Here is a 12,375-nt window from a genome sequence, read left to right as displayed (position 1 = left end):
GCCGACCCGCGCGAGGGAACGCTCGTCGCCCAGAAATTCTGCGACAATGACAAGGTCGTGCTTGGCCTGGTGAACTTCAATTCCGGCGTCGCCCAGTCGACGCTGCCGATCTATGAAGACTGCACGCTGCCGACCATGACCTTCGGCTCCAATCCGTCTCTCACCAAGCAGGGCTACAAGTTCATGGTGCGCCCGGTGGCCAACGATCTGGCCGGCGCATTGTTGCCAGCCGAATATGCGCTGGGCAAGCTCGGCGCCAAGACTGCCGTGATCGTCAACGACAAGCAGGTCTTCGGCCAGGGCATTTCCGAAATCTTCGCCAAGAACTTCGAAACCGGCGGCGGCAAGGTCCTCGATACCATTGCCGTGGCGCCGTCCGACGTGGACTTCACCGCTGTGCTGGCCCAGATCAAGTCCAAGAAGCCCGATGCGATCTATCTCGGCGCCGTCATGCCGCAGCTTGCGCTGTTTGCCAAGCAGATGCACGAGCAAGGTATCGCCGCCGTGCTAATGGTGCCGGACGGCGGCTACACGCCGGACCTCATCAAACAGGCGGGCGAAGCCAATATCCAGGGCACGCTTGTCGCGATCCAGGTGCCGCCGATGGATGCCTCCCCCGAGATCGCCGATTTCGCCAAACTCTACAAGGCGAAGTATGGTGAGGAAGCCGGCCCGTATTCGATCTACGGCTATGTACAGGGCCAGATTTTGGAACAGGTGCTGAAAACGACGAAAGGCCTCACGCGTGAGGACCTCAACGCAGCATTGCATGCAGTCAAGGCGAAGACCGTCGTCGGCGAGCTGGAATTCGACGAAACCGGCGAACTCAAAGTCGCCCCATCCTACCTCTACAAGGTGGAGGGAACGGGCTTCCATCTCGTCGGTTCGAAATAGCAGCCAGACCGCCGGAGCCGCATCGCTACGCGCGAAGCGGCTCCTTCACCTGTTGACGGGCGTGCCTGCCGCAAGTACGGGCGGCCACGTCGACCATTCCCCTTCCCGGTTCGACCGGTCCATGGGGTTGCAGGCACAGGACGCCGGCCCATGCTGGGAAATCTTATTCAACAAACGGTAAATGCCCTGACCATCGGCTCGATCTACGCCCTGATCGCGCTCGGCTACACCATGGTCTACGGCGTGTTGCGCATGATCAACTTCGCCCATGGCGAGATGTTCATGCTCGGCGCCTATGTAGCGTTTCTGGCGCTCAGCCTGCTGGTCGGCGATGTCGGGATGTCGGGCGCGCTGGCGCTGACCGCGGCCTTTCTCGTGGCGATCTTCCTCGTCGGGCTCATTGGCGTCGGCATCGAAAGGGTCGCCTACAAACCGCTGAGAAGCTCCACCCGGCTCGCGCCGATGCTGTCCTCGCTCGGCGTCTCATTGTCGCTCGTCACCGGGGTGCAGATCCTGGCCGGCCCACAGCCGGTCGCCTTTCCCAGCTTCTTCCCCGTCGTCCGGTATCAGGTGATGGGCGGCACCATCACCTTGATGCAGATCGGCATCCTGATCGCCGCCTTCGTGCTGATGTTCGGCCTGCATGTCCTGGTCAACCGGAGCCGTATCGGCATCATCGTGCGCGCCGTATCGGAAAGCCGACCGACCGCACAACTGCTTGGCATCAACGTCAACGGCGCCATCTCGATGGTGTTCTTCGTCGGGCCGCTTCTCGGCGCTGCCGGCGGCATCCTCTATTCCAGTTACTATGGCATCATGTCGCCCAGCATGGGCGCCGTCATCGGGCTGAAGGCCTTCACCGCGGCCATCCTCGGCGGCATCGGTTCAATCCCCGGCGCCATGCTCGGCGCCTTCATCCTGGCTTTCATCGAAGTGTGGGGAACCGCGCTGCTGCCCATTGTCACAAACGGCGTGCTCGGCACCGAGTATCGCGACGTTCTCGCCTTTGCGATCCTCATACTCGTGCTTCTGGTCCGTCCTGCCGGTATACTTGGCGAGGCCGTCTCCGAGGAAAGCATCGTGTACAAGAGGGAATTCTGATGGCCGCCGCCGACACTCTCGCCGCGGCCCGGCCGCGTGCGAACCGGACCATCTCCTGGCTCGTCTTCGCCATCGCGATCGCGCTGATCATGACCACGCCCTTCCTGCCCAACTACCATGTCCGTGTCCTCAACAGCCTGCTGATCTACATCCTGCTCGGCATCGGCCTGAACATCGTGATCGGCTATACCGGGCTGCTGGATCTCGGCTTCGTCGCCTTCTACGCGGTCGGCGCCTACAGCTATGGGCTGCTGGCAAGCCCGCAGCTCGGCCTGCATATGCCGTTCCTGCTCATCCTGCTCGTCGCCGCCTGCCTGGGTGCGGTCACCGGCATATTGCTTGGCATTCCGGTGTTGCGATTGCGCGGCGACTATCTGGCCATCGTCACACTTGGCTTCGGCGAGATCATCCGCATCATCATCAACAATCTCGACTGGCTGACCGGAGGGCCGCAAGGCATTGCCCGGCTGGACAAGGCGTCGATCCTCGGCATACAGATTGCCCGGCCGATCGACTTCTTCTGGCTGCTGCTGATCACCGTGCTCATCGTCGGCACCGTGGTCTGGCGGCTCGAGCGCTCCATCCTCGGCAAGGCGTGGGCGGCGATCCGCGAGGACCAGGACGCCGCGCGCGGCATCGGCATCAACACCACCAATGCCAAGCTTGCCGCTTTCGCCACCTCGGCCACGATCGGTTCCATAGCCGGCGCGATCTTCGCCGCATCGCAGCGTTTCGTCAGCCCGGAAAGCTTCACGCTGCAGGAATCGGTGCTGATCGTGCTGATGATCGTGGTCGGCGGCATCGGCAACATCTTCGGCATCGTCGCCGGCGCGGCAATCCTGATCCTGCTGCCGGAGCTGCTGCGCGAGTTCGCCGAATGGCGCATCCTCTTCCTCGGTCTTTTGATGATCTCGCTGATCATCGCGCGCCCGGCCGGCATCGTGCCGCGCAGCTTCGGGCCGGAGAAACTGATCCGAGGGCTTTTCGGAAAATGACGCTGGTCTTTCAGAGCCTTCGCAAGGTGTATGGCGAGGTCGTCGCCATCGACGGCGTGTCGACCGACTTCGCTCCCGGCATAATCCACGGCGTGATCGGACCGAACGGCGCCGGCAAGTCGACGCTGATCAACATGACGGCTGGTTCCTACACAGTGTCGTCGGGCTCGATCACGCTCGACGGCAAGCGTCTCGACAAACTCAAGAAATACCAGATCGCCAATTCGGGAATTGCCCGCACCTATCAGAACATCCGCCTCTTCGACCAGATGTCGGCGATCGAGAACCTTGAAGTCTGTTTCTATCCCGCCGAGGTTGCGGCCGCCTGGAGGGAAGTGATCTGGCCACCCTATGCCAACGCCCAGCGCCGGCGCCGGCGTGAGAAATGCATGGAAATCCTGCGGTTTTTTGACCTTCAGGGCTACGCCGACGTCGATGCCGGGGGCCTGCCCTATGGCCGACAACGCATGCTGGAGATCGCCCGCGCCTTGGTCGCCAATCCGCGCGTCCTGCTGCTCGACGAGCCCGCCGCCGGATTGAACCACCACGAGACGGCGGAACTGACGGCAAAACTCACCGCGTTGCGTTCGCCCGACCGGATCATGATCGTCGTCGAGCACGACATGGATCTCGTCATGACACTCTGCGACAGCATCATCGTCATGCATCATGGGAAACTGCTCTTCCGGGGCACGCCCGCCGAAGTGCAGGCAAGCACCGACGTCCAACTCGCCTATCTGGGAACCGCCAATGACATCGACGACATCCGGGCCGCTGCTCAGAATCGCCGGGCTCAGCTCGGGATACGGGCGCGTCGGCGTTCTTGAGGCCATCAGCATTGACGTCGATCCGCACGAGATCGTCGTCATCCTGGGTCCGAACGGCGCCGGCAAAACGACGCTGCTCAATTCCGTTTCCGGCGTGGCGCGGCCCACCGCAGGCAGCATCGCGTTCGAGGGCCGCGACATCACCGGGATGCGCCCCGAACAGGTCGTGCGTCTCGGCATCACCCACTGCCCGGAAGGCCGCCAGATCTTCCAGCGCCTGACGGTGGAGGAAAACTTGGTCGCGGCCCATATCGGTCGCGGCGGGAAGAGTTTCGAGGCGTTGCGCGCCGAGGTGTTCGAGCTGTTTCCTGTGCTCAAGGAACGGCGCAACGGCATGGCAAGCCGCATGTCCGGCGGCCAGCAGCAGATGCTGGCGATCGGGCGCTCGCTTATGGCCGAGCCGAAGCTTCTGATGCTCGACGAGCCGTCTCTCGGCCTTGCCCCGAAGATCGTCCACCAGATATTCCGCATCATCCTCGACCTGTCGCGCAACGGCATTTCGATCCTGCTCGTCGAGCAGAACGTTCAGCTGGCGCTCGAATGCGGCGACTACGCCTACCTGCTCAACACCGGCAAGGTGAAGCTGCATGGCCCGGCGCAGGAAATGGCCGCGCATTCGGCCCTGAGGGAACACTATCTCGGCGGCGCCAGCGAGGACGTCCTTCATGTTTGAGGTCGACTGGAAGACGCCGCATCTGTGGCGCAAGACCGCGAACAGGCGCCCGGCCGCACCGGCGCTGCAAGGCGACCTGAAGACGGACGTGCTGGTGGTCGGCGGCGGCTTCACCGGCATGGCCGCGGCACTTGGCGCGCGCGACAGCGGCGTCAATGTCATCCTGCTTGAGAGCAACGAGATCGGATCGGCAGCGTCGGGCCGCAACAACGGCCTTGTCATCTCCCACCATTCCAAGGCCTCGCCGGCGGAGTTCGAGGCGGTCTACGGCAAGACGATCGGTGAGCACTACAATCGCATGGTTGCGGATGCGGCCGGCGTAGCCTTCGGCCTGATGCAGCGCTTCAACATAGACGCCCACCAGGTTCAGGAAGGCTGGATCCAGCCCGCTCACACCGACACCACGCTTGCCCGCGCGCGCCAGTTCTACGAAGAGTGGAAAGCCTTCGGCGCCAATGTCTCCTGGCTTGACCGGGCCGAAGCCAGCGCGCGCATCGGCAGCCCCTATCTCGGCGGCTGGATGGTGCACAATTCCGGCCACATCAATCCGTTCGCCATGACCATTGGCCTTGCCGGCGCCCTTGAGCGCGAAGGCGTGACCATCTTCGAGAACGCCGCGGCGTCTGGCATCGAGAAGGTGGAAGGCGGCTGGCGCGTCTTCACCGCAACGGGAAGCGTCACGGCGCCAGAAGTGGTGCTTGCCACGAATGCGCTTACCGGCGACCTCTGGGCTGGGCTGAAGAAGACACTGATGCCGTTCAAGGTCTTCCAGGCCGCGACAAACCCACTGCCGGAAGGCCTGCGCACCCAGATCCTTGTCGGCAACCCCGCGGTGTCCGACATGCGCAACGACATCCGCTATTTCCACTACGACGTCGACGGCCGGCTGGTGAGCGGCGGCACGCATACATTCTGGTTTGACGAGGCCGACCGCGGTCGCGCCAAGGTCTCGAGCATGCTGGGCAAGGCTTTTCGCGCATTCGGCGGCGAACCGCCGATCGTGGAATACTGGCATGGCACCTTTGCCGTGGTGCCTGATCGCAGACCTCGCCTCTATCGCCTGGCACCCGGCCTCGTGTTTGGCGGCGTCTATTCCGGCCGCGGCGTGGCATTGGCAATGTCTCTTGGCCAGGAAATCGGCCGCTGGGCGGCAGGCCGGCGCCGGGACGAGCAGATGCCTTTGCCGGTCACCAACATGAAACCGGTTCCGGTCCATCCGGTCGCCGTGCAGGTCGCGAACCGCATGCATCTCTGGAACCGCTTCAAGGATCGAAGCTCTTGATGACATTATAGGCCGACGATGCTGATTTTGTGCCGGCGGCTAGCTGGCCGAGGCAGAAGTCTCAATCAGACAGCCCATGCTCGGTCACGACTGGGCCGAAAGCGGACTGGTAGCTTCAGGCGTCAGCGGAAGCCGAAGCGGACCTTCAGCGTGGCTGGGACTTAGGGCCTCCGACTGATCCAAAAGGAGGTTCTGTCACGGTCTCAGGCGTTCCCCCTTCGGATCGTACCACGGCTTGAGCTGCGCAATGGCCTTGTATCGCTTCCAGGCGATTTCGATCTCCAGAGGGGCGGCTGCCAGCCAGGCATCGTCGACACCGCCCTCGCATTCGACATAGCCCATGCCGAGCGAGGCGCCGATGCGGTGGCCGTAGGCGCCGGAGGTGACCGAACCGACGATCTTGCCGCCGCGCCAGATCGGTTCGTGATGATAGAGGAGAGGCGCATCTTCGGCCTGCAGCCGCAACTGCACCAAGCGGCGGCGCGGCTTGCCCGCCTCCTTCTGCAGCAACAGCGCATCACGGCCGATGAAGCCGCCTGGCTTGTCGAACGCCACGGCAAAGCCAAGCCCTGCCTGCAGCGGGCTGTCTTCCTCGCCGATGTCGTGACCCCAGTGGCGGTAACCTTTCTCCATGCGCAGCGAATTGATGGCGAAGTAGCCGCCTTGGCGCAGGCCGAAATCGGCGCCCGCCTCGGCCAGCTTGTCGAAGACATGGGCGGCGAACTCGGCGGGCATGTAGAGCTCCCAGCCAAGCTCGCCGACGAAGGTCAGCCGGCTGGCGCGCACCCGCGCATAGCCAAGGTCGATCTCGCGGCTGGTGCCGAAGGGAAACGCCGCCTCCGAGAAGTCATCGGGCGAGACGGCGCGCAGGAGATCGCGCGATTTCGGCCCCATCAGCGCCAGCATGGGCAGGCCGGAGGTGACATCCTGCACGAAGACATGCGCGTCCGCCGGGATATGGCGCTTGAGCCAGGCCAGGTCGCGCCGCTGCGACACGGCGATGGTCACGACCATGTAGGCGGTTTCGGAGATGCGGGTGACCGTGACATCGGCTTCGATGCCGCCTAGCTCGTTCAGCCATTGCGTGTAGACGACGCGGCCGGCGGGTACGTCGACATTGTTGGCACAGATGCGGTTGAGCACCGCGCAGGCGTCACGCCCCTCGATCCAGTATTTCACGAAGCAGGAATGGTCGAACAGCGTAACGTTGTCAGCCGTGTTGCGGCTTTCCTCGCCGCAGGCGCCGAACCAGTTCTGGCGGCCGTAGGAATAGTCGATCTCGGCCTTCATGCCGGGCAAAGCGAAGAAGCCAGGGCGTTCGTAGGCGGCGGCCTCGGTCATGCAGGCACCCACCGCCATCAGGCGGTCGTGGAACGGGCTCTTGCGGATGTGGCGCGCCGTGGCGAACTGGCGGTATGGCCAGTGCATGTCGAACAAAAGGCCAAGCGTTTCGGTGGTGCGGTCGTAGAGATATTTCTTGTTCGACTGGAACGACATGGTGCGGCGCACGTCGACATCGGCGAGATCGACCGGTGGGCGCCCGTCGCGGATCCATTCCGACAGCGCCTTGCCGACGCCGCCCGAGGAGAGGATGCCGACGGAATTGAAGCCGGTGGCGCAGAACAGGCCGGAGACCTCAGCCGTCTCGCCCAGCAGATAGCGGTCATCCGGCGTAAAGCTTTCCGGTCCGTTGAAGAACAGTTTGATGCCGACATCCGCCAGCAGCGGCACCCGCCTGGTTGCCATTTCGAGGATCGGTTCGAAATGCTCGAAGTCCTCGGGCAGGCTGTCGAAGCAGAAATCGGGCGAGATGCCGTTATGGCCCCACGGCTTGGCCACCGGCTCGAAGCAGCCGAGCAGCAGCTTACCGGCGTCTTCCTTGTAGTAGGAGCACTCGTCGCCCAGGAAAAGCACCGGCAAATTGGTTGGCAGGCCGGGGATGGTCTCGGTGACGATGTAGAAATGCTCGGCGGCGTGCAGCGGCAGCGTCACGCCGATCTGTGCCGCGAGATCGCGCGACCACATGCCACCGCATATCACCACCTTGTCGGCGCGGATCTCGCCCTTGTCGGTGACCACGCCGCAAACGCGGCCGTTCTCGACCAGGATTTTCGTGACCGGCGTGTTTTCGAGAATGCAGGCGCCACCGGTGCGCGCGCCCTTGACATAGGCCATGGTGACGTCGGTGGGGTTGACCTGTCCATCATTGGGGAACCAGAAGCCGCCGACGATGCCGTCGATGTTGACCGGGCTCCAGCGTTCCTTGATCTCGCCGGGCGTGACCATGTCGACCGGCAGGCCGAAATTGCGCCCCATCGAGGCGCCGCGTGCCAGCTCCTCGAAGCGCGCCTCGGTGTTGGCGACACGCAGCGAGCCGCGCTGCATGAAGCCGGTGGCCTGTCCGGTTTCGGCTTCGAGGCGGCCGAACAGCTCGCCGGTGTATTTCGCCAGCTCCGTCATCTGTCGCGTCGCCCGCAACTGCGTCACCAGGCCGGCGGCATGCCATGTCGTGCCGCATGTCAGCTGCTTGCGCTCGCACAGTACGACGTCGGTGATGCCAAGCTTGGTGAGGTGATAGGCGACCGAACATCCGGCAATGCCGCCGCCGACGATGACGACATCAGCCTGTTCCGGCATCTGTTCTGAACTAGCCCCTGACATTACGCGTCCCCCTGAATTGCTGCGCGGCTCAGGCATCTGGCGCCCTTTCGGAGCAGCGTCATGCCGTCGCGTCGATGGATGTCAATGGCGTGCCGCACGCTGCGGCCCACCGTTTTGTGCCCGTCATGCGTGATGGGGCACTTTGTCGGTATCGTTTCCGGCCGCGTGGGGCTTGGCCCAGGCGAAGCGCCGTTCGATCCGCTTCTGCAGGATCATCAGTACATAGACCATCGCCAGGTAGTAGAGGGAGGTGACGGCGTAGAACTCGGCATAGCGGAACGTTGAGGCGACGCTTTGCTGGGTGACCGCCATCAGTTCCGTCAATGAGATCACCGAGGCCAGCGACGTGGTCTTGAGCAGCGTGATGAACTCGTTGACGGTCGGCGGCAGGGCGATGCGCAGCGCCTGCGGCACGATGATCAGGAAGAACACTTGCGGCTTGCGCAGGCCAAGTGCGGCGCCGGCCTGAAACTGCCCTTCTTCGACGGCGCTGAGCGCCGCCCTGTTGATCTCGACCTGATAGGCGGCCTCGTTCAGCGTCAGCGCCAGGAGGGCCGCGATGAAGGGCGAAAACCAGGTCTCGCGGAAGATCGGCCATATTTGCGGCAGGCCGTTCCAGACGAACAGCAGCAGCAGAAGCGCCGGCAGTGCGCGGAAAACAGCGATATAGGCCGTCGCTCCCCAGCGCAGCACCTTGTTTTGCCCGTTGAGCGCCAAGGCAAGCGGCAGCGACAGGAGGATCGCCGCCGCATGCGCGAGTATTGTCAGGGCGAGCGCTACCAGCGCCGCCCTGAAGAACGTCCCGGAAAAAAGTGTCGACCAGAACAAGCCAAAGTCAAAGCTCACGGAACCCTGCCGATCGCGCCGTTACTGACCGATGCCACTGATGGTCGACATCGGAAGCTTCCACGTCTCGGCGATGGTCTTCATGGTGCCGTTCGCGGCAAGCTCCTTGACAGTAGCGGCGACCGCCGCCGCGTCAGCCTCATCCTTGCGGAAATAGGCCGCGTACTGATCCTGCGCGCCGGCCGAGTAGACGATCTTCAACTCACCGGGCTGCTGCAAGTCGCGGTAGGCGAATTCGGTGTCCTGGCTGATCGTCGCGACCGCGCGGCCCAGCACCACCTGTTGCATCGCATCGGTCTGCTTGGGATAGGTCTGCATGGTGATCTTGTCGCGGCCGGCCTTGGCCAGGTCCTCGTTCACCTTGTCCAGCAGGCCTATATAGGAAGTGCCGGACTGGACGGAGATGGTCTTGCCGGAGAAATCCTCATAGCTCTTGTAGGCGGACGCATCGTCGGCCTTGCCGATCATGACGACGCCGGTCTTCAGATAAGGCACGCCGCTCAGCTTCTCCAGCCGTTCGGGTTTCAGCAAAGCGCCGCTGATGACGATGTCGCAGCGCTTCGATTCCAGGCCGGGAAGCAGGCCGCTGAAGTCCATCGTCGTGATATTGGCGTCGACCTTCCAGTGCGCGGCCAGCGCCTTGATGACGTCGATGTCGACGCCAACGGGAGCCTCGCCCGCCGTCTTGATGAATTCCATCGGCGGGAAAGTGGGATCGACGCAGGCTTGCAGTTTACCGTCGGCGGCGAAGCTCGGCGGCTGTGCTGCCGCCGGCGTGGCGGCCGAGAGGGCGATGAGTAGAAGGATCTTGCGGTTCATGGTTCACCTCTAGTTTGGGCTCTTGGCGGCCTCAAGGAACGCTTGCCGAAAGTTCGTCAATAGTCAACATAATTCATTTAAGAGAACAGGAGACAGCGAAAGAATGGCGCCACCGCATCGGCATCGAAAGTCCGGAGCCGCGAGCCGCGACGCCATCACCGATGGCGTCGGCGCGCTCCTGTAGCGGCCAAGGCCACGCGTCAGTGCGTCTCGGCATTCTTTGCGGCGATCAGGCAGATCAGTTCGTACATCATCACCATGGCGACCTGCGCCGTGATCTGGTTGGGGCTGTCCTTGGTCGGCATCAGGCAGACGACGTCCCCACCGATGATGTTGAGCCCCTTCAATCCTTGCAGAAGGCGCGTCGCCTCGCGGATGGTCAGGCCGCCGAAGCCCGGCTCGAGGTTCGAAACCCCGGGAGCGACGGAGGGGTCGAGGCTGTCGAGATCGAAGGTGATGTAGGCGGGGCGATCGCCAACCCGCTCGCGGATCATCTCCACCATGCGCTCTATGCCCAAGCGTTCGAACTCGTCCATCGTAACAACCCGATAGCCCAGAGCGCGACTCGAGCCGCCAACGCCGCCGGTGTGGATATCCGCCGCCGGATGACCGCGCATGCCGATCTGGATGCTGCGTTCCGGGTCGACCGCACCTTCCTTTGCCGTATAGGCCGCCCAGTGCGCCGCCGAACGCTTCGCGCCAAGCCAGTGGGGCATGTTGTCGTAGGAATCGGTGTGCGCGTCGAAATGGATCAGCGAGCAGGGCTGGCCTCCCGACAGGCGCCGGCCCGGTCCGGCGATGGCCTTGATGATAGGCCCGGTGATCGAGTGATCGCCGCCGATGGAAACCGGGTTTGTGCCGGCGGCGTCGAGCCGGGCGTAGAAGGCTTCGATGTCGCGGACACAGGCCTCGTTGTTCATGGCCTCGGGCAGGGGAACGTCGCCAAGATCGCTGATCTTGGCGGCATCCCATGGCGAAAAGCCGTGCACCCCGTGCGAGCGGCGATAGTAGCCCGACACGTTGCGGACCGCACGCGGGCCAAGATGTTGGTCGCGCTCCGTCGAGCCGTTTCCGGAGCTGTGCGGCACGCCGACCAGGCCGATATCCACATCGGCCGGAGTCTCCGCTACCGGGCAGCGGAAAAACGTCGCGATGCCCCACCAGTACCAACTCTGCGAACTGCGCCTGGCTTCGGCAATATCGTCTTGGCTCATCATCGCTCCTTCATCCGTATGCTGGCGGGGAAGGCTCGCCTCATGGCACCGCCGCCTCCTCGAAATTCATCTGGATGCTGGTGGGGAATTCTGTATAAGTCAACAAAGTTGTTCTATACAGAACACATAAAATTCCGGCTTGTACGGCGGACCGAGCTGACGGTATGGGATTGAACATGCTGAGAGCGCAATCATGACGAGTGGCACCCAGAGGCCGTCCACGGCCCGCATCGGTGATGCCCTGCGCAATCGACGGCGCGAACTGGACCTTACCCTCCAGGCCGTGGCGGATGGCGTTGAAGTCAGCAAGGGTTTTCTCAGCGAAGTCGAACGCGACAAGGCCTCGCCCTCGGTGGCAACGCTCGTTCGCCTGTGCGACATTCTTGGAATTACGATCGGCAGCCTGTTCCAGCATGACAACACGGCTGTCGTCCGCGTTGACGCGCGCACTCCGGCGGTGCTCGGCGGCACCGACCTTTCAGACTTCCTGCTCAGCCCGAAATCCGCGGTTCGGACGCAGGCGATCCTGTCGATCATGGCGCCGGGCGGCACCGGCGGCGACAAGCTCTACAGCTGGCGTTCGGAAGAGGAATTCGTGTTCGTCGTCGAGGGCAGCGTGACCGTGTTGCTCGAAGGCGAGGAGTTCGTCCTGCTCGAAGGCGACGCCATGACTTTCGACCCAAGACGCCTCCACACCTTCCGCAACAGTTCCGCCACCAAGCAGGCGCAAGCGCTTTTCATCCTGTCGCCGCCGTCCGTCTAGAGGCGCAGTCATCTTAAGCCAGCGTAGTCCGATGACGTCGGCTTTCGGGAAACGGCGAAGCTGGTCTTAACGACCGACTTGAGGCGCAAAGCTGCCGGCTTCACCCCCTCGGGAGTTTCGCGCTCGCCTGCCGGGCCTCGCCTTCGATCTCGATCTTGCTCCGCGCTTGAAGATCGAAGCGCACCGTTACGGTGCGCATGCGCGCATGCAGGACTCCGTCCAGCGTACCGCGCATTTCATGCAGATAAGTCAGCGACGATTTCCCAAGCTTTTCTATAACGCTGCGAACGGTGACCAGAG

Annotated in this window: 11 protein-coding genes and 1 pseudogene; 7 read left to right on the top strand and 5 right to left on the bottom strand. The window is 63.2% G+C overall.

Annotated elements, in window-relative coordinates; translation table 11 throughout:
• From EN991_RS07660 to EN991_RS07635, 6 genes are all read left to right on the top strand, one after another.
• Nucleotides 1–894: branched-chain amino acid ABC transporter substrate-binding protein (locus EN991_RS07660; RefSeq protein ID WP_164768907.1), on the top strand; the 894-nt coding region annotated here is incomplete at its 5' end.
• A gap of 150 nt (nucleotides 895–1,044) precedes the next feature.
• A complete protein-coding gene (locus EN991_RS07655; RefSeq protein WP_224620706.1) occupies nucleotides 1,045–1,995 on the top strand; it encodes a branched-chain amino acid ABC transporter permease in 951 nt (316 codons plus the stop codon).
• The gene (locus EN991_RS07650; RefSeq protein WP_127368498.1) at nucleotides 1,995–2,990 is read left to right on the top strand and encodes a branched-chain amino acid ABC transporter permease; all 996 of its coding nucleotides are present in this window, start codon (nucleotides 1,995–1,997) and stop codon (nucleotides 2,988–2,990) included. Before EN991_RS07655 ends, EN991_RS07650 begins: the two co-directional genes overlap by 1 nt.
• Nucleotides 2,987–3,817, top strand: coding sequence for an ABC transporter ATP-binding protein (locus tag EN991_RS07645; RefSeq protein WP_063168748.1), 831 nt, complete (start codon nucleotides 2,987–2,989; stop codon nucleotides 3,815–3,817). Before EN991_RS07650 ends, EN991_RS07645 begins: the two co-directional genes overlap by 4 nt.
• Nucleotides 3,741–4,490, top strand: coding sequence for an ABC transporter ATP-binding protein (locus tag EN991_RS07640; RefSeq protein WP_127368497.1), 750 nt, complete (start codon nucleotides 3,741–3,743; stop codon nucleotides 4,488–4,490). Before EN991_RS07645 ends, EN991_RS07640 begins: the two co-directional genes overlap by 77 nt.
• Complete coding sequence (locus EN991_RS07635) at nucleotides 4,483–5,772, top strand: FAD-dependent oxidoreductase (RefSeq protein ID WP_127368496.1); 1,290 nt, start codon at nucleotides 4,483–4,485, stop codon at nucleotides 5,770–5,772. Before EN991_RS07640 ends, EN991_RS07635 begins: the two co-directional genes overlap by 8 nt.
• A gap of 195 nt (nucleotides 5,773–5,967) precedes the next feature.
• Here the strand turns inward: EN991_RS07635 and EN991_RS07630 are convergent, their stop codons facing one another.
• From EN991_RS07630 to EN991_RS07615, 4 genes are all read right to left on the bottom strand, one after another.
• The gene (locus EN991_RS07630) at nucleotides 5,968–8,409 is read right to left on the bottom strand and encodes an FAD-dependent oxidoreductase (protein ID WP_245460915.1); all 2,442 of its coding nucleotides are present in this window, start codon (nucleotides 8,407–8,409) and stop codon (nucleotides 5,968–5,970) included.
• A 147-nt stretch (nucleotides 8,410–8,556) separates the two neighbouring features.
• Nucleotides 8,557–9,279, bottom strand: coding sequence for an amino acid ABC transporter permease (locus tag EN991_RS07625; protein WP_127368494.1), 723 nt, complete (start codon nucleotides 9,277–9,279; stop codon nucleotides 8,557–8,559).
• Between the two features lie 21 nt (nucleotides 9,280–9,300).
• Nucleotides 9,301–10,098: a transporter substrate-binding domain-containing protein gene (locus EN991_RS07620; RefSeq protein ID WP_127368493.1), complete on the bottom strand. Its 798-nt coding sequence runs from the start codon at nucleotides 10,096–10,098 to the stop codon at nucleotides 9,301–9,303.
• Nucleotides 10,099–10,298: 200 nt separating this feature from the next.
• Nucleotides 10,299–11,312 (bottom strand): arginase family protein, encoded by a 1,014-nt coding sequence (locus EN991_RS07615; RefSeq protein ID WP_063170311.1) that lies wholly within the window; start codon nucleotides 11,310–11,312, stop codon nucleotides 10,299–10,301.
• 193 nt (nucleotides 11,313–11,505) lie between these two features.
• Between EN991_RS07615 and EN991_RS07610 the strand changes: the two genes are divergently transcribed.
• Entirely contained in the window at nucleotides 11,506–12,075 is a 570-nt protein-coding gene (locus tag EN991_RS07610; protein WP_127368492.1) for a cupin domain-containing protein, read from the top strand.
• Nucleotides 12,076–12,175: 100 nt separating this feature from the next.
• On the opposite strand, the pseudogene EN991_RS39805 reads toward EN991_RS07610, so the two are convergent.
• Nucleotides 12,176–12,375: pseudogene (locus EN991_RS39805) on the bottom strand (acyl-CoA thioesterase); the annotation flags it as partial.

Origin of the sequence: Mesorhizobium sp. M7A.F.Ca.US.005.03.2.1, from assembly GCF_003997795.1 — a bacterium.
In the GTDB taxonomy this organism is placed as follows: Bacteria; Pseudomonadota; Alphaproteobacteria; order Rhizobiales; family Rhizobiaceae; genus Mesorhizobium; species Mesorhizobium ciceri.
Note: the sequence above shows the minus strand (reverse complement) of the source record. Positions and strands in the feature narration are given on the sequence as shown.